The sequence below is a fragment of the Micromonospora sp. NPDC000121 genome (genome assembly GCF_042899165.1).
Taxonomy (GTDB): domain Bacteria; phylum Actinomycetota; class Actinomycetes; order Mycobacteriales; family Micromonosporaceae; genus Micromonospora.
The window spans coordinates 151784-167672 of record NZ_JBIAZP010000010.1 but is presented as its reverse complement, the minus strand read 5'-3'; the positions used below and the strand labels follow the sequence as shown (position 1 = coordinate 167672).

General features: G+C 70.9%; 18 protein-coding genes and 2 pseudogenes. 11 read left to right on the top strand and 9 right to left on the bottom strand.

Annotation, left to right across the window (positions count from 1 at the left end; translation table 11 throughout):
* Positions 1 to 687 precede the first annotated feature (687 nt).
* Entirely contained in the window at positions 688 to 2001 is a 1314-nt protein-coding gene (locus tag ACFY23_RS25145; protein ID WP_350685321.1) for a DUF6596 domain-containing protein, read from the bottom strand.
* Positions 2002 to 2006: 5 nt separating this feature from the next.
* A complete protein-coding gene (locus tag ACFY23_RS25140) occupies positions 2007 to 2348 on the bottom strand; it encodes a YciI family protein (RefSeq protein ID WP_387037961.1) in 342 nt (113 codons plus the stop codon).
* A 282-nt stretch (positions 2349 to 2630) separates the two neighbouring features.
* Between ACFY23_RS25140 and ACFY23_RS25135 the strand changes: the two genes are divergently transcribed.
* From ACFY23_RS25135 to ACFY23_RS25095, 9 genes and pseudogenes are all read left to right on the top strand, one after another.
* On the top strand, positions 2631 to 2936 hold the full coding sequence (locus ACFY23_RS25135) for a hypothetical protein (RefSeq protein WP_350685317.1): 306 nt from the start codon (positions 2631 to 2633) through the stop codon (positions 2934 to 2936).
* A gap of 274 nt (positions 2937 to 3210) precedes the next feature.
* Positions 3211 to 4209 (top strand): RNA polymerase subunit sigma-70, encoded by a 999-nt coding sequence (locus tag ACFY23_RS25130; RefSeq protein WP_350685315.1) that lies wholly within the window; start codon positions 3211 to 3213, stop codon positions 4207 to 4209.
* Positions 4210 to 4214: 5 nt separating this feature from the next.
* The gene (locus ACFY23_RS25125; protein WP_350685313.1) at positions 4215 to 4526 is read left to right on the top strand and encodes a hypothetical protein; all 312 of its coding nucleotides are present in this window, start codon (positions 4215 to 4217) and stop codon (positions 4524 to 4526) included.
* Positions 4527 to 4550: 24 nt separating this feature from the next.
* Positions 4551 to 4964 (top strand): DUF6069 family protein, encoded by a 414-nt coding sequence (locus ACFY23_RS25120; protein ID WP_350685327.1) that lies wholly within the window; start codon positions 4551 to 4553, stop codon positions 4962 to 4964.
* A gap of 452 nt (positions 4965 to 5416) precedes the next feature.
* Entirely contained in the window at positions 5417 to 5695 is a 279-nt protein-coding gene (locus ACFY23_RS25115; protein WP_350685312.1) for a hypothetical protein, read from the top strand.
* A 13-nt stretch (positions 5696 to 5708) separates the two neighbouring features.
* Positions 5709 to 6491 (top strand): transposase, encoded by a 783-nt coding sequence (locus ACFY23_RS25110; RefSeq protein WP_350685311.1) that lies wholly within the window; start codon positions 5709 to 5711, stop codon positions 6489 to 6491.
* Positions 6395 to 6820 (top strand): annotated as a pseudogene (locus ACFY23_RS25105) (RNA-guided endonuclease TnpB family protein); the annotation flags it as partial. The gene ACFY23_RS25110 and the pseudogene ACFY23_RS25105, both read left to right, overlap by 97 nt.
* Before the next feature lie 124 nt (positions 6821 to 6944).
* A complete protein-coding gene (locus tag ACFY23_RS25100) occupies positions 6945 to 7097 on the top strand; it encodes a hypothetical protein (protein ID WP_350819273.1) in 153 nt (50 codons plus the stop codon).
* A 15-nt stretch (positions 7098 to 7112) separates the two neighbouring features.
* Positions 7113 to 7361 carry a dihydrofolate reductase family protein gene (locus ACFY23_RS25095; protein ID WP_350685326.1) on the top strand — a complete coding sequence of 83 codons (249 nt, stop codon included), beginning with the start codon at positions 7113 to 7115 and terminating at the stop codon, positions 7359 to 7361.
* A gap of 108 nt (positions 7362 to 7469) precedes the next feature.
* Here the strand turns inward: ACFY23_RS25095 and ACFY23_RS25090 are convergent.
* From ACFY23_RS25090 to ACFY23_RS25060, 7 genes and pseudogenes are all read right to left on the bottom strand, one after another.
* Positions 7470 to 8204 (bottom strand): annotated as a pseudogene (locus ACFY23_RS25090) (class I SAM-dependent methyltransferase); the annotation flags it as partial.
* Between the two features lie 376 nt (positions 8205 to 8580).
* Positions 8581 to 9315, bottom strand: a complete 735-nt coding sequence (locus tag ACFY23_RS25085) for a VOC family protein (protein WP_350685309.1) — start codon at positions 9313 to 9315, stop codon at positions 8581 to 8583.
* Positions 9316 to 9394: 79 nt separating this feature from the next.
* Positions 9395 to 9991: a 30S ribosomal protein S4 gene (gene rpsD, locus ACFY23_RS25080; RefSeq protein ID WP_350685307.1), complete on the bottom strand. Its 597-nt coding sequence runs from the start codon at positions 9989 to 9991 to the stop codon at positions 9395 to 9397.
* 202 nt (positions 9992 to 10193) lie between these two features.
* The gene (locus ACFY23_RS25075) at positions 10194 to 11225 is read right to left on the bottom strand and encodes a methyltransferase (RefSeq protein ID WP_350685305.1); all 1032 of its coding nucleotides are present in this window, start codon (positions 11223 to 11225) and stop codon (positions 10194 to 10196) included.
* Positions 11222 to 12400 carry an aminotransferase class V-fold PLP-dependent enzyme gene (locus ACFY23_RS25070; RefSeq protein ID WP_350685303.1) on the bottom strand — a complete coding sequence of 393 codons (1179 nt, stop codon included), beginning with the start codon at positions 12398 to 12400 and terminating at the stop codon, positions 11222 to 11224. Before ACFY23_RS25070 ends, ACFY23_RS25075 begins: the two co-directional genes overlap by 4 nt.
* Positions 12397 to 13668, bottom strand: a complete 1272-nt coding sequence (locus ACFY23_RS25065; RefSeq protein WP_350819288.1) for a tryptophan 2,3-dioxygenase family protein — start codon at positions 13666 to 13668, stop codon at positions 12397 to 12399. The genes ACFY23_RS25070 and ACFY23_RS25065 overlap by 4 nt, the downstream gene beginning before the upstream one ends.
* 66 nt (positions 13669 to 13734) lie before the next feature.
* Entirely contained in the window at positions 13735 to 14439 is a 705-nt protein-coding gene (locus ACFY23_RS25060) for a tryptophan 2,3-dioxygenase family protein (RefSeq protein ID WP_350685977.1), read from the bottom strand.
* Positions 14440 to 14702: 263 nt separating this feature from the next.
* Between ACFY23_RS25060 and ACFY23_RS25055 the strand changes: the two genes are divergently transcribed.
* Together ACFY23_RS25055 and ACFY23_RS25050 are read left to right on the top strand one after the other, a co-directional pair.
* Positions 14703 to 15227, top strand: a complete 525-nt coding sequence (locus ACFY23_RS25055; protein WP_350685979.1) for an SMI1/KNR4 family protein — start codon at positions 14703 to 14705, stop codon at positions 15225 to 15227.
* A gap of 71 nt (positions 15228 to 15298) precedes the next feature.
* Positions 15299 to 15874: a DUF664 domain-containing protein gene (locus ACFY23_RS25050; protein ID WP_350685980.1), complete on the top strand. Its 576-nt coding sequence runs from the start codon at positions 15299 to 15301 to the stop codon at positions 15872 to 15874.
* The last annotated feature ends 15 nt before the right edge of the window (positions 15875 to 15889 follow it).

The window sequence follows — 15889 nt, the reverse complement described above, 5'->3', positions numbered from 1 at the left end:
TGAGAGCGTCCCAATGGCTCCAGTGCACCCTGCAGCCGTCGCGCCAGGGCCGCAAACTCCGGGTGAAACCGGAGGGCACGCTTCCCCAAGACCGCCCTATCGGCTCGTGCCCACCAGTCCTGTCGCGTATCGAGGAAGTCCGTGCGTTTGAGATGAGCTACTGCCCGGTGAAATGCCCGACCAGCGGTAAGGATCTGCCGCCACGTCGAGACCACGGAGTAGTCCGGCTCACTGCCCTCGACCCACCGCGTTGCCGACCATCCCTCACAGACCCAGGCTCCGCCACGGGTACAGACCGGCGTCGCAAGACGAAATCCGTCAGGTGTCACGTCGGCGAAGCGCACCCGCCAGCCATTCGTACGGCGGGCCCCCTTCTGGCTTGAGTACCAGGTCATCCACCACCCATGAGGTGCCTTGACCACCGTCCAGCGGTCGAGATGGTCCGTTGACACCGAAGGCATGCAGGACGGTCAAGGAGGGGCGATCACGAGGCATCGGATGCACGGTAGAGCCGACCAGCAATCTCTGTCGATGGCATTCCAAGAGGAGGGGTCCGCTCATGTCGCCGACCGTGCGTGTGTAGAGCGACGCCGTGATGTCGCTCAACGCGGCCCTAGCCGAGTTGAGTGGCCGACCGAGTCGCGTCGGCCTTGTTTGACATGACATCTGCTCGCGAGCACGCCGATGTCATTCTCCAGAGGTGCCCGACTGCTCGACGGTGTTCAGTCTGCGCCGGATGAGATCCCGTTCGGGTGCGGTGCCGGCCAGGTCGAGCGCCTGCCGGTAGGCAACGGCCGCCTCGGCGTGACGGCCAGCTCGGTGCAACAGGTCGGCCCGGGCGACCGTGTAGGGGTGGTAGCCGCGCAGCAGCGTCTCGCCGGCGAGTTCGTTCAGCAGCACCAGGCCCGCCTGCGGGCCGTCGCGCATCGCCACAGCCACTGCCCGGTTCACCGCGACGATCGGGGACTCGGTCAGTGCCAGCAGCACGTCGTAGAGCGCCACGATCTGTGGCCAGTCGGTGGTAGCCACGTCGGCCGCCTCGTTGTGCAGCGCGGCGATCGCCGCCTGCACTCCGTACCGGCCGGGCGGCCCGCCGGTCAACGCGACCCGGACCAGCCCGATCCCTTCCTCGATCATGGCGCGGTCCCAGTGACCGCGGTCCTGATCGTCGAGCAGGACCAGTTCGCCGTCCGGCCCGGTGCGCGCGTCGCGTCGGGCATGGACGAGGAGCATCAGAGCGAGCAGCCCGGCCACCTCACGCTCGGCGGGCAGCAGCCGGCGCAGTATCCGGGCCAGCCGGATGGCCTCCTCGGCGAGATCGATCCGTTGCAGCCGCGGGCCGGCGCTCGCCGCGTACCCCTCGGTGAAGATCGAGTACACCGCCTGCAGGACCCCCGGCAACCGCTGCGGCAACTCGTCCGCGGACGGTACCCGGAACGGGATCCGCGCTTGTCTGATCTTCTTCTTCGCCCGCGTGATCCGCTTGGCCATCGTCTCCGCCGGCACCAGGAACGCCCGCGCCACCTCGGTCGTGGTCAACCCGGCAAGGAAGCGCAGCGTCAGCGCGCCACGGTCCTCGGCCGCCAGCGCCGGGTGCGCGCAGGTGAAGAACAGCAGCAGCCGCTCGTCCGGCAGGTCACCGCCCACGTCCGGTGCCGGGACGGGGCCAACCCGCTCCGCCTCCACCTGGAGGATGGCCAGCCGCGCCGCGTACGCCTGGTCGCGGCGCAACCGGTCGATCGCCCGGCGCCGGGCCGTGGTCATCAGCCACGCCCCCGGCCGGGGCGGAACCCCGTTGACCGGCCACGACGTCAGCGCCGCCTCGACCGCCTCGGAGGTGACCTCCTCCGCCAGGTCCAGGTCCCCGAAGCGGCGGACCAGGGCGGCCAGCAGCCGGCCGCGTTCCTCGCGGAACACCGCCGCCACCAACGCCACCGGCGTCTCGTGCGACACCGCCGGCGCGTTGTCCGGCGCTCCGGCGCCGGCCGCCCGTCCGTCCATCGCGGTCAGATCCCGAACTCGGCCACCGGCCGGACCACGACCGAGCCGTCACCGCGGGCGCCGGGGCAGCGGGCCGCCCAGTCCAACGCGGCATCGAGGTCCGGCACGTCGATCACGTAAAAGCCGCCGAGTACCTCGCGCGTCTCGGCGAACGGTCCGTCGGTCACGACCCGCTGGCCGTCCGACTCGACCCGCACCGTCGTGGCGGTCACCAGGTCGGCCAGCGACTCCCCGGAGACGAAGACACCGGCGTCCTTGACCTCCTTGTCGTACGCGATCCAGTCCTCGACCGTGCAGTCGGTGTTCACACCGTTCTCGTCCACCGCACCAGCATTGATCAGCAGCATGTACTTCACGATCCGTCTCCTGTCGTCGTCGCCCTCGTGCGGCGGCGGCCGCACGCAAGTTCTACGCACGAGACGCCGCCAGATGGACACGCCCGCCAAAAAATATTCGACGCCGCACCCCTCCGGCTCCCGGCTGCGGGATCACCCCTGGCACGCCGCTGGCCCATCGGGGGACGGGCACATGTCGAGATCCTCCAGCCGCGATCCGGCCGCTGCGGAGCCGGTCCCGCTCCTTTGACCTGCGCGCGGGGCGGAGATGGTAGTCGGCGATAGGCTCCCGCCGTGACCGACAGGGCGACGGGAGCGGAGCGGATCCGGCTCTTGACGGAGATGGCGCGGCGGATGCTGGGGTCGGGCGCCGACGCTGATCAGGCAGCCAAGGAGCTGCTCCGACGCACCGATTCGCCGATCTCGGTGATCAAGGCCGTCGCTGACGCAACCGGAATGGGCTTGGCCGATGCGAAGGGGATTGTTCACCGCAACCTCAACTCGGATGTCCGGAAGGCCACGGAGAGTCTCTGGGACGAGTTGCTCGACGGCGTCAGCCAGCTCCAGGAGCCGTCCAGCGAGCCGGGTCCGGCGCGGTGAATCGGCCTGGAGGCGATGCGGAAGCCGTAGCAGCTCGACGCGCTGTCGCCACCCTCAAGACCTGGAAAAAAAATCCTGACCAGCTGCGCTGCAGCCCCTCGGGACGACCGCAATGGTGCAGGCCGTCCTCGTTCTCCATCACGTCGAAAACCTGACCTACCAAGGATGAGAAGCGCTCACTGGATCAGCCATGCCCACTGACCCTAGTGATGAGTTGTCGCGCCCGCACCCGTCACACCTACGACGGGACACGACGAGGCGGAAGGATGACGTGATGAGTGCGAGCATGCGGCTGGAGGAGCTGGGCGGGAGCAGGCTGGGCGAGGTCGACGAGCCGGCGTTCTCGGGGCTGGCGGAGCGGCACCGGCGGGAGCTGCACGTGCACTGCTACCGGATGCTCGGGTCGTTCGAGGACGCCGAGGACACCGTGCAGGAGACGTTCCTCCGTGCCTGGCGGCGGCGGGAGACCTTCGAGGGGCGGTCGACGTTCCGGGCCTGGCTGTACCGGATCGCCACCAACGCCTGCCTGGACCTGCTCGCCAAGTGCCGCCCGGAGCCCGCGACCGGCGGCGAGGTGCTGTGGCTGCAGCCCTACCCGGACCGGCTGCTCGACGAACTGCCCGCGGGCGACGCGGACGAGCCGGAGACCGTCGCCGTCGCGCGGGAGACGATCGAGCTGGCGTACCTGGTCGCGGTCCAGCACCTCGCGCCGCGCCCGCGGGCCGTGCTGATCCTGCGGGACGTGCTCGGCTGGCCGGCGAAGGACGTCGCGGAGCTCCTCGGGGACTCCGTCAACTCCGTGAACAGTGCGCTGCAGCGGGCCCGCGCCGGCATGCGGGAGCACCTGCCCGCCGAGCGGCAGGACTGGACCGGCGGCGAGGAGGACGCCGGGACGCGCGAGCTGGTGCGCCGATTCACCGACGCCAGCGTGGCCACGGACATCGCGGCGCTCGCCTCGATGCTGCGCGACGACGTCCGGTGCTCGATGCCGCCCACGCCGGGCCTGTCCGTCGGCCGCGACGCGGTGGTGAACAGCTGGGTCGACGACGGCTTCGAGGGCATGACGGGTCTGCGCGCCGTTCCCACCGCCGTGAACCGGCAGCCCGCCGTCGCCTTCTATCTCTGGCGGGAGCGGGAGGGCGCGTACGTGCCGCTGACGATCGATGTCCTGCGCGTCACCGGCGGGGCGATCGCCGAGATCATCATCTTCCACGACGACCAGTTCCCGCGGCTCGGGCTGCCGGAGCGCCTGCCGGCGGACGGCACGGAGTAGTCCCGGTGTGGACGCCCGCGCTGCGCGGTGGCGGGCGTGTCGCGGTGGTCGCGGCGGAGTGGTGCGACGCGTTCGGCGTTGTCACCCGCAGGCGGGTGCAGCTGGGGCTGCGCGACGGCGAGCGCGGGTCGGTCCTCGGACGCGACGCCCGGTTCTGGCTCCGCGGCACCGGCGTGCGCGCCCTGCGGAAACCCCGGCCGTCGCACGGCGAGGGTACGCATCGCCACGCCCAGGGCCAGGACCGTCACACGCCAGTCGACACACCCCGTACGCCCGGTTACCGCACGACGGAGGAACGACATGAACAGCATGAATGACACTGGGAGCGTCGCCGGCCCGGGATCGGGCCAGACCAGCCAAACCCACCGACTCCGCGGGCTCGCCGTCACCGGCTTCATTGCCACGCTCGCAGCGATGGTGGCCACCACCCTTGCGCTGCGCTTGCGCAGGCCGCTGGCGTCGACTTCGAGGTCCCCGATGGTGACGAGACGATCCCGTTGTCCGGGTTCGCCGTGGTGACCGGCTTGTTCTCGGTCGTGGGCATCGTCATTGCCGTCGCTCTTCTTCGCTGGAGCGCCCGCCCCGCCGAGCGATTCGTGTGGACGGCAGTGTCGCTGACCGCGATCTCGTTGGTCCCGCCTCTCCTCTCTGGGGCGAACACCGCCACCACCACCGCCCTCCTCGGGCTACACCTCGTCCCTGCGACGGTGATGATCCCCACCCTGGCGCGGAGCCTCCGCATTCGGACTGACTGACGATCCCGCAACCGGACAACGCGCGGCGCAAGAGCACTACGTGGCCCCCGGTGCTGCCACCCTCCATTCCAGGTTCCCGTCTTGATCAATCTGACCCTCTCCCGGGTCGACGTCAGGCTCAAGCCGCGCCAGGACGCGCTCGCAGCCGAGCCCTGACACCTACACCTGCGGGAGGCTGTCACGCCGTAGCCGGCAGGGGAGGGAGGGCTGTTGGCGACGGGGGGTTGGAAAGGCTCCATGGCCATCACACGTTCCTGCACGGCTACCAGGGAGGCTCGCGTGACATCGCACTCGCAGGCCGGTGATGAACCAGGTTGAGCGTAGGTCAAAGAGATCAATGTGTTCGGCGCAGGATTCGCATCGGACGTCATGCTGCGTCGGTCTCATGCTGACGCTTGGCAGGAAGCTCACCGCGAAGGCGGCGAAGGTCACTACGAGGAGGAGAACAACGAATGGGCAGGGTGATCAGCGACATCACGATCTCGGCCGACGGGTACTCGGCCGGGCTCAACCAGACCGAGGAACGCCCGTTCGGCGACGACGGCAGCGACGGGTCGGGCGACAAGCTGCACGCCTGGATGTTCGACACTCCCGAGGAGAACCGGGCCGAGGTCGACCAGATGACCGCCGCCAAAGCGTTCATCCGCGTTGCGGCGTGGAAACCCGGCCGTTCAGGGCCGGGAGGAAACGCCGCCGCCTCCCCTCAACGATCGTGTAACACAGTGGACTGATAGCTTGTGAAATGTGGGCGGGGTGGTGAAGCGGGCATACAAGTACCGCTTCTATCCCACCCCTGAGCAGGCCGAACAACTCCACCGCACTTTTGGATGCGTGCGTCTGGTCCACAACAAAGCCCTCGAGATGCGGACCCGCGCATACGCCACCCAACGCCGCTCGATCAGCTACGCGGAATCGTCGGCGGCACTGACCGAATGGAAACGCGGCGAGGAACTGGCATTCCTCAACGAGGTGTCCAGCGTTCCGCTGCAACAAGCGTTGCGGCATCTGCACGCCGCCTACACGGCGTTCTTCGCCAAACGCGCCGGATACCCCCGTTTCAAGTCCAAGAGGAAGTCCCGGGCCAGCGCCGAGTACACCCGGTCGGCGTTCCGCTGGCGGGACGGGAAACTGACTCTCGCGAAGATGGACGCCCCGCTGGACATCGTGTGGTCGCGTCCGCTGCCCGACGGCGCCGTACCGTCCACCGTCACCGTGTCTCGAGACGCGGCCGGCCGCTGGTTCGTGTCTCTGCTCGTCGAGGACCCGACCGTCCAGCCGCTCCCACTTCTCGACACGGCGGTCGGCGTCGACGCGGGGCTGACCAGCCTGGTGACCTTGTCTACCGGGGAGAAGGTCACCAACCCCCGTCACGAGCGGGCCGACCGGCGGAGAGGCTCGCCAAGGCCCAGCGGGAACACGCGCGCAAGGAGAAAGGCTCGGCCAACCGGGCCAAAGCCCGACTCAAGGTCGCCAGGATTCACGTGCGGATCGCCGACCGGCGACGGGACCACCTGCACAAACTGTTGACTCGACTCGTCCGCGAGACTCAAACGGTCGTGATCGAGGACCTGACGGTGCGGAACATGCTGCGTAACCACCGGCTGGCCCGGGCGATCTCCGACGCGGCTTGGTCGGAGTTGCGGAGCATGTTGGAGTACAAGGCCGCCTGGTACGGCCGTGAGTTGATCGCGGTGGATCGCTGGTTTCCGTCGTCCAAGCTGTGCGCGGACTGCGGGCAACTGACTGAATCCCTGCCGTTGGCCATCCGGTCGTGGGAATGCCCGTGTGGTGTGATCCATGACCGGGACGTCAACGCAGCGAGGAACCTTCTGGCCGCCGGGCTGGCGGACAGGTAAACGCCTGTGGAGCTGGTGTAAGACCTCAACGGACTCCCCTCCGGGCGGGCAGTCGGCGATGAAGCAGGAAGCCCCACGGGCGACCGGGGGAATCCCGGCCCTTCAGGGCCGGGAGGATGTCAACATGGGGCGCAACATGTTCGGCCCAGTGCGTGGCGAGTGGGATCGGCAGTGGAACGGCTGGTGGGGCGACGATCCGCCGTTCCACGCCCCGGTCTTCGTGCTCACCCATCACGCGCGCGACCCGCAGCCGATGGACGGCGGCACCACGTACTAATTCGTCACCGACGGAATCGAGTCGGCACTGGCGCAGGCGCGCGCGGCGGCCGGCGACGGCGATGTCGCGATCCAGGGCGGCGCGACCACCATCAACCAGTATCTCGCCGCCGGCCTGGTCGACGAGCTGCGGCTGCACATTGTGCCGCTCACGCTCGGCGCCGGCACGCGGCTGTTCGAGGGCGTCCCGCCGCTGAAACTCGAGCAGGTGAAGTCGCGAGCCGCGACTTCGGTTACGCACGTGACCTACCGTGTGCTGTCCTGAGCTGCAGAGCGGTGGTCCACGCGATCGAGCTCACGGCACGTCCCCCGTGAGCCACGGTACGAACCGGGCAGTCGGCTAACCCGGCCGACCACCCGGTCTGCGGCGGGTTCAGGTTACGAGCAGCCGGAGGCCGAGCTCTGCTGCGTCGAGAGCGACGAGGTCGCGGTTGCGTTCGGCCCACCGGCCTGAGGCAAGTTCTGCGCGGAGGTTCCGCACTGCCCGCTGCTCGGCCTCCGGGCCGACTCTGGCCCATACCGATACTCCGCGGCGTACCTGATCGTCCAGGTATGCCTCGGGCCGGCGCCAGTAGGCCTCGAAGAGGCCGTCGGCGCAGTCCCACGGAATGAGCACCGGCTCGATGCGGGCTCCGATCGCGCGGGCCTGCTCGGTCAGCGAAGGTCGGCCGGCGAGAAGGTCTGCGACCTCGGGCAGGTAGTCGCGGGTGAGCCAGAACCGGCGGCGCCATCCGGTGTCGCTGGCGTCGTGCGTGAACACCACCACGCGGCGGGCCACGCGCCGCATCTCGCGCAGCCCGGCGATCGGGTCCGGCCAGTGGTGAACGGTGGAAACAGCCATCGCGGCGTCGAAGGACTGGTCGTTGAACGGGAGGCTCTCCGCGGCGGCAGCCACGCACGGTGCTGCGCCTGCGGGGCGCTGCGCCCGCATGAGCGCCGACGGCTCCACCGCGGTGACGTCGCGGTCGGGGGGCTCGTAGGAGCCGGTGCCGGCCCCGACATTCAGTACCGTCCGCGCACCGCCGAGCGCAGCCCAGATCCTTGCGGCGATCCGCGGCTCGGTGCGCCGCGTCACGGTGTAAGTGGCTCCGATGGTGTCATACAACTGCCCGCTGGACATGTCGCTGCCTCCCTGACCGTCACCATCCCACGCCGCGCGTGGCCTGGCCTCGCTGCCTTGGGTAGTCGGTCAATGTCGCTGCGATGTATCACTCCGATGTATCACCCAGATCTGTCGGCAACGTATGTGCTGGCGCCCCGCGGCGCAAGTTCCTTGGTCCTCGGGCGAAGTCGCCCTCCGAGGCGTTCTACGGTCGTCCGGTGAGTTCCGTCAGGCCCGCGCCCAGCACGGCGCCGCTGACCCGTGCGTTGACGAAGAAGTTGAGATCAGCCCCCGGCAATGCGGGGCGAAGCAGCGAACACGGCCAGGGCGCGTCGCAGAGTCCGGGCTGGTGGCGGTAGTGCGCGGATGACGAGGGTTTGGGTCAGGCTGGGGTGAGGATGCAGAACTCGTTGCCTTCCGGGTCGGCGAGGACCGTCCACGGGACATCCTGGTCCAGGTCGATGGCGGTGGCGCCGAGAGCCCGCAGTCTGGCCGCCTCGGCCTCCAGGTCGTCACCCGGGTACGGGCGGACGTCGAGATGGACGCGGTTCCACACGGCCTTCACGTCGGGTGTGCGGGTGAACTGCAGATATGGGCCGACGCCCTTGACGGAGCGCAGTAGCGCGTGGTGGTCGGTCACCTCGTGCAGGGTCCAGTCCATGGCCTCGCCCCAGAAGCGGGCCATGGCTCGCGGATCCGCGCAGTCGACCACCACCGCGGCGATCGGTCCAGTGTCTCGGTAGAGCGGTCGGGGGTCCAGCACGCAGAACTCGTTGCCCTCTGGGTCGGCCATGACCGTCCATGGGACGTCGCCCTGGCCCACGTCGGCGGGTGTTGCGCCGAGATCCTTCAGGCGCGTGACCACCTCCGCCTGATGGGCCGCCGAGGTGGTGGCGAGGTCGACGTGCACGCGGTTCTTCACCGTCTTGGGTTCCGGGGAGACGATGAGGTCGATGCAGACGGCGACGGGGTCGGGGTAGACGAAGCCCTCGGGTTCGAGGTTGGTCACGCCGGGTCCCTCGCTGGAGACTCCCCAGCCGAGCACCTCCGCCCAGAAGCCGCCCAGCGCGGAGTCGTCCCGAGCCTTCATGTTGATTTGAACGAGCCGCGTTGCCATGCCGACGATGCTAGGGCCTGTGTCTAGTCGGCGGGCGCCCGACCGGAGTGGCCGTTCGGCGCGCCGAAGACACAGGCCCCTAGTCGGACCGGACGGTGAGCGGGACGGTGCACAGGTCGGGCACCTCCTGCCGGCGCGGTTCCCGGGTCAGCGTCGCGGTGAACTCCTCCGGCCGGACCTCCAGGTACGGCGGGGCCTCGACGTCGCGGAACCCGCCCGCGGCGACCACGGCGGGTGTGGGGCACTGCCGCTCCGGGCGCACCTGGATGATCTGCCCCGGTCGGACCAGGTACGAGGGGCGGTTGACCTTGCCGCCGTCCAGGGTGAACGTGTTGCGCTCGACCAGGCTGCGGGCCTCGCCGACACTTCGGGCGAAACCGGCGCGGTGCACGAGTGCGTCCAGCCGCTGCTCCAACTGCCCGGCCAGGTTCTCCGCCGCGTCGCCGGGCTGCCGGGCGGCCGTGACCAGCGCCCGGACCAGTTGCCGCTCCCGCAGGTCGTACGCGGCCCGGATCTGCTGCCGCTCCGCGTCGGGCAGCCGGTAGCCGCGCGGGGCGCGGCGCGGCCCGCCCCGGACACCGATCGGATGCCGCTGCCGGCGCAGTCGGTAGCCGTGCGCCGGCTTGAGCGGGACGTCGTCGGTCGGCGCGATGTTGACCTTGGAGCGGAGCGTCATGGTGCCCTCCCTGACTGTCGTGGGTCACCACTCTGTCCCGCACCGGGGTGAGCCCACCCCACCCGGTCCGGGTGATCCGCCTGCGCCGGCACCGAGACCTGGGACGGCCCCGGTGGGCAGGCGCGACGAAGGTGACCTTGCCGTTCGGTCAGGCCGCAAGGCGACGAAGAGGGCCGAAGAGCGCCGTCGGGGCGGGAGACGGTCAGCCGGCCGGGTTCGGCTTGTACGCGACGACCAGTTCCCAGGCGCCGGGCAGCACCGCCACCCGTTCGAAACCGGCCTCCGCGAGCAGCTTGGTGTAGAAGTCCGTCTCGCGCAGGCGGCTGACGCAGCTGTCCACGCCGATCAGGAAGTAGCTCCAGAAGAACTGCATGGCCAGCCGGTCCGGGGTGCGGAACTCCTCGCAGATCAGCAGCAGCCCACCCGGTTCCAGCGCCGCGTACGCCTGCTCCACGAGGCGGCGGGCCACCTGGTTCGGCCAGTCGTGCAGCACCCGCACGAACGACATCGCGTCGTACCCCTGGGGCAGCGGCTCGGCGAGGAAGTCGCCGCCGACGAACCCCAGCCGCTCGGCGTGCCCCCGCGCGACCCGGGTGGCCGTCACCAGCGGCGCCACCGCCGGCAGGTTGTACACGTCGGCCCGCAGGCCCGGCGCGGTGTCCAGGATGTGCGCGGCGAGCGTCCCGTCGCCGCCGCCCACGTCCAGCAGGTGATGCCGGTCCGGCCACAGCAGGTCGGCGTGCCGCCGTACCGTCTCGACCACCGGTCCCAGCCCGACGGCCATGCTGCGCTCGAAGTCGGCGGTCTGCGCGTCGGTCTTCGGCGGCCAGGCGAAGTCGTCGTCGCCGATGCTGACCTGGCCGCGCAGGCTCTCGGGCAGCCGGCCGTGCAGCCGCCGCCAGGGGTAGCGGTCCCGGTCGCGCTCGACCGCGCCGGGGCCGACCACCGCGGCGACCGCGTCGCGCAGCCCCGGCACGGCCCGGTAGCTGGTCGTGCCGATGTCGTCGTCGGGTTCGTCGCGCGTCAGGAAGCCGAGGCTCTCCAGGCAGTCGAGGAACTTGTAGAGCCGCAGCGGGCGTACCCCGAACCGGGTGGCCAGCGCGTCGAGGTGGACCGGCCCGGGCTCCAGCGCGTCGAGCAGGCCCATGCCGAACGCCGTCTCCAGCACGTCCATCGCCTTGGGGCCGTTGGCGAGCAGGCTCATCAGCGCCCGCGGGGAGAGGGTGACGGTCACCGGTGCAGCTCCTTGTCCAGCGCGTCCATGAACGCGTCGACCTCGTCGAGGGTGTTGTAGACGTGCGGGCCGATCCGCAGGTAGCCGCGCCAACTGCAGATCAGGCCACGGGCGGCCAGCCGCCGCTTCACCGCCTCGCCGTCGGGCACGTCCAGGCACACCACGCCGCCGCGGCGGTGCGGCGCGGTGGGGCTGACCACCGCGATGCCGGACTCGCCGGCCCGGTCCAGGACCCGCTCGGTGAGGGCCAGCGAGTGCCGCCGGATGGCCTCGGTGCCGACCCCGGCCAGCAGGTCCAGGCCGACCTGCGAGACCAGGGAGGTGAGCGGGTACGGGGTGCCGCCGGCGAACCGCCGGGCGCCGGGCGCCCAGCCGGTGGACGGCTGGAACGTCAGTGCCCGGTCGCCGGCCTGCCAGCCGGTGGCGGCCGGTGCCAGCTCCGGCACCAGGTCGGGGCGGACGTAGAGGAAGGCGGTGCCGACGCCGCAGAGCCACTTGTGGGCGCCACCGAGGACGACATCGACGCCGAGCGCGGTGACGTCCAGCGGCACCACCCCCACGGTCTGGAAGGCGTCCACCACCACCAGCGCGCCGACGTCGTGGGCGCGGGCGACCAGGCGGGGCAGGTCGACGGTGGCGCCGGAGGTGAAACTGGCATGCGACACGCACACCAGCAGCGTCCGCTCGTCGAGGCGCGCCTCCAGGGCGTCCTGGTCGAGGTGGGGACCGCCGGTGCCGACCACGTCGAGGCGGGCGCCGTAGCGGCCGAACGCCCGGAAGACGAACGGCACCGTCGGGTACTCCACGTCGGTGGTGACGACCCGGTCGCGCGGCGGGCGGTAGTCGAAACAGGACGCCACCCGGGCGAGCAGCGTGCTCAGGTTCGCGTCGGTGACCACGCTGCCCGGTGGTGCGCCGATCAGGGCGGCCACCGAGTCGGCGTACCGGTCGAGGCCGACGTGCCAGCCCTGCCACACGTCGTCCCGCCAGGTGCGCAGCGTCTCCCAGTAGTCGTGCAGCACCCGCTCGGCACCCCTCGGCACCGCGCCGGTGGAGTTGTTGTTCAGGTAGACACAGGTCTCCAGCAGCGGGAACTCGGCGCGCAGCGCGGCCTGCGCGGCGGCGTCGAGGCACCGGGGCGCGTCAGGCCCGGGTACCGCGTCGGATGGACTCACGTGGTGCGGCCTCCAACCGGGTCGACGGGGCGGGAATCGGCGGTGACTGCCGTGAAGACCGGCACGTCGCGGACCGCCGCCAGATAAGGGGTGCCCTCCGTGTAGCCGGTGCCGGAGCGGGGACCGAGCATCCGGGTGGCGATCCGGTGGTGGGTGCGCCGCCACTGCGACAGGGCCCCGGCGAACGTCTCCATCCGCCGCGCCACCAGCGCGCGGTCCGCGCCGTCGAGCCGGCCCGCACGCACGGCCGACCGGTACGCGTCGTCGATCGTCGGCTGCCCGGCCCGCACCAGGGACCGCACCTCCGGCACCGACCGGTAGGCCACCGAGTCCAGCCGGTCTTTTTCCGGCGTACGGCAGAGCGACTCCACAAGCTTGTAGGAGCGGGACTGGATGGCGCTGGCCCCCTCGGTGTACTGCCGGAACGTCCGGAACGACTCCGCCTGCATGGTGGCCAGCAGCGAGAAGAGCGGGCCGGCGGCGCCGAGCAGGCCCGCGGCGTATTCCAGCCGGTCGGCCGCCGCACGGGGCGCGTCCCCGGTCAGCGCGGCGACGACCGCGCGCAGTTCGTCGGCGACCCCGGCGAAGAGACACTCGTACGCCTGGAGCACCCGGATGAACAGGTATTCGTCGTGGGTCACGTGAACCGGCAGCATGCTCAGCCGCAGCGGCCGATCCCCGTCGGCGTCGAGGCCGGCGGCGAGGGAGTGCAGCGCGGCGGCGGTGGCCGCCGGATCGCCGTCGCCGACCGCCCCGACCAGGCCGAGGCGGGCCAGCGGGGGCAGGGCGGCCCGGACGCCGAGTCGGCAGCGCTTGGTCACCACCGGCGGCCCCGGACGCTGCTGCGGGAGCAGATCGGTGGTGTGGGCGGCAGCGGCCAACTCGAAGGCCAACGCGTCGGCGACCAGGCGGACGAACAGCCGGTCACGGGCGCGCCGGGAGACGGCGTCGTCCCCGGCCGGGGACGGGTCGTCCGCGCCGCAGGGCAGCCGGAGCAGGCGGAGGGCCAGGTAGCTGCGGTAGTCGTAGCGACCGTCCCACTTGTCGAGCGCCACGTCGAGGAAGTCGGTCAACAGCCGCGCCTCGTCGTCGCCACCGGCCGCCGCCGCGCCGGCCACTGTCGCCCGCGCCTCGTCGAGCAGGGCGAGGAGTTCCTTTTCGACGAAGTGTTTACCGACCCGATGAAATTCGCGCACCACCACCGGGTAGGGAAACGTGCGCGGGTCGGCCGCACCCGACAACCAGCTCGTCAATTCGCGCACGAACAGCCCCTCGACATTTCCGAATCGGCACCACAATGGGAGGACGCCGGTCACCGCCGGCACGTGCGGATGTCAGGGCCGGGCGGCACCGGAATCGTCGCCCGCGGGCTGGAGCCGGGCCTGCCGCAAATCGGGGAAGAACCGGTGCCCGACGAGTTTGGCGAGCATGGTGGCCGGGGTGTCAGGGGCGCCGGCCGGCGCGTAACCGCCAACCCGCAGCGCCACCTCGTAGTGCCGCGCGCGCCACAGCGACACCCGCTCGTCCCACTCCACCATCGCCTCGGCCAGCCGGTGGACCGGCTCCGCCGGGTCTGCCGGGAACAACGCCGCCACCGCGATCCCCCGGTCGGCGAGGCAGTCGGCGAACGCCCGCCCGAGCTGCCGGCTGGCCGCCTGGACCTGCCGCCAGCCCGGCGATTCGGCGCCGGAACCGTTGCCCAGCGCGGGCTGCATCGCCTGGAAGTCCGCAGGCGACAGATGCCGGAACATCTCCAGTTGGTCGGTGACCAGCCGCACCGCGAGCGTCGCCCGCGCCAGCAGCGCCTCGGCCGCCGCGGGGTCCCCGGCGCCCACCCGGGCGGTCGCCTCGGTCAACTCGGCCACCGCCAGCTTGAGCCACAGTTCGGTCGACTGGTGCACCACCTGGAAGAGCAGTTCGTCGCGGTGGAGCATCTCGGCCGGTGACCGTTGCAGGTCGAGCAGCACGTCCGTGCGCATATAGCGTGCGTAGTCGGTGGCGCCACTGCCCGGCAACACAGGCGACTGGTCGCGCTTCACGGAATTGCCTTTCGGTCGGCATCGGCACGCCGGGTTCGGCCGTGCGTCGGCGGCAAGTATGCAACGACGGGAAGCGATGCGCTACCCCTTGATTGCAGTCTGTTTCGGTCCAACAGAGAAAGGGCTTCGCGTCATCCCGGGGAAGTGGCCAACGCATCACCTTGGACGATCCACGTCAATATGAGGTACGTCATTGCTGCCCCGGGCCGGCGGTCGAGCCGGGTCGCGCCGTTCCTGTCGTGGTGCCCCGCTACTGTGCGGCGGTGACCGGAGGAGAACTCACCCTTCCCGCCGCGCTGCGGGAGGCCCAGGACGGCGGCTTCGACTACGCCGGCGGCGACGGCGTCGACTTCGAGCCGTACGGCAGCTTTCTCACCCCCGACGAGACGGCCGAGTGGTGGCACGCGTGGAGCGGCAACAGCTCGATGGACGGCGTGGACCTGCGGATCTTCGGCCAGGACGGCACCGGCGGGCTGGCCGCCTTCTGGCTGGTCCGGCCGGACGAGCCGGTTGACCGCCAGCCGGTCGTGTTCCTCGGCTCCGAGGGCGAGACGTCCGTCGTCGCCCGCGACCTGGGGGCCTACCTGTGGCTGCTGGCCGGTGGTTTCGGCCCGCTGGAGGCGACCATGTGGCCGCGCCACGAGCACCGCCCCCGTCCGGACGCCCGCCGCACCGCGATCGCCGAACGTTGGGCGCCGCGGGCGCGACGGACCCCGGCCGAGGTGATCGAGGCGGCGCGGGCGGAGTTCCCCGACTTCGAGTCGTTCGTCGACTCCCTCTGTCGCTGACGGGTTCGTCAGTTGAGCAGGCGCACCCGCACGCCCGACCGGGTGTCGGGGGTGCGGACTACAGTGGCGCCATGGTCGACAGCGAGTGCCCGTGGGAGCCGCCCCTGTCCGGCACGGAGGTCGAGCATCTCGTCGGTGCGCTCGACCGGCTGCGTGCGACCTTCCGCTGGAAGGCCGACGGTCTCGACGCCGCCGCGCTGCGGACCCGCTTCGGGGCCTCCTCGCTGACCCTCGGTGGCCTGCTCAAGCATCTTGCCGCGGTGGAGGACAGCACCTTCACGATCAAGCTGAGCGGGCAGCCGATCAGCGCGCCCTGGGAAAGCGCGGCCTGGGACGGCGGCAACGACTGGGTGTTCGCCTCCGCCGCCGCCGACACCCCCGAACAGCTCTACGCGCTGTGGGACGGCGCCGTCGAACGGTCCCGCGCGAGGCTCGACGCGGCCCTGGCCGACGGCGGGCTCGACCAACTCGTCCACGCCGCGACGCCCGACGGCCGCCACGCCAGCCTGCGCCGGCTCGTCTGCGACCTCATCGAGGAGTACGGCCGGCACACCGGCCACGCCGACCTGCTGCGTGAGGCGGTGGACGGGCTGGTCGGCGAGGACCCGCCGGCCGGATGGCGGCCCGGGGCCGCGCCGCGCGCGTGAACCCCTGACGAATGG

Bases quoted from the DNA above. Each gene is read 5' to 3' on its own strand.
- ACFY23_RS25145 (WP_350685321.1), bottom strand. From the start codon at position 2,001: ATGGACGGACGGGCGGCCGGCGCCGGAGCGCCGGACAACGCGCCGGCG.
- ACFY23_RS25140 (WP_387037961.1), bottom strand. From the start codon at position 2,348: ATGCTGCTGATCAATGCTGGTGCGGTGGACGAGAACGGTGTGAACACC.
- ACFY23_RS25130 (WP_350685315.1), top strand. From the start codon at position 3,211: ATGAGTGCGAGCATGCGGCTGGAGGAGCTGGGCGGGAGCAGGCTGGGC.
- ACFY23_RS25115 (WP_350685312.1), top strand. From the start codon at position 5,417: ATGGGCAGGGTGATCAGCGACATCACGATCTCGGCCGACGGGTACTCG.
- ACFY23_RS25100 (WP_350819273.1), top strand. From the start codon at position 6,945: ATGGGGCGCAACATGTTCGGCCCAGTGCGTGGCGAGTGGGATCGGCAG.
- ACFY23_RS25085 (WP_350685309.1), bottom strand. From the start codon at position 9,315: ATGGCAACGCGGCTCGTTCAAATCAACATGAAGGCTCGGGACGACTCC.
- rpsD (WP_350685307.1), bottom strand. From the start codon at position 9,991: ATGACGCTCCGCTCCAAGGTCAACATCGCGCCGACCGACGACGTCCCG.
- ACFY23_RS25050 (WP_350685980.1), top strand. From the start codon at position 15,299: ATGGTCGACAGCGAGTGCCCGTGGGAGCCGCCCCTGTCCGGCACGGAG.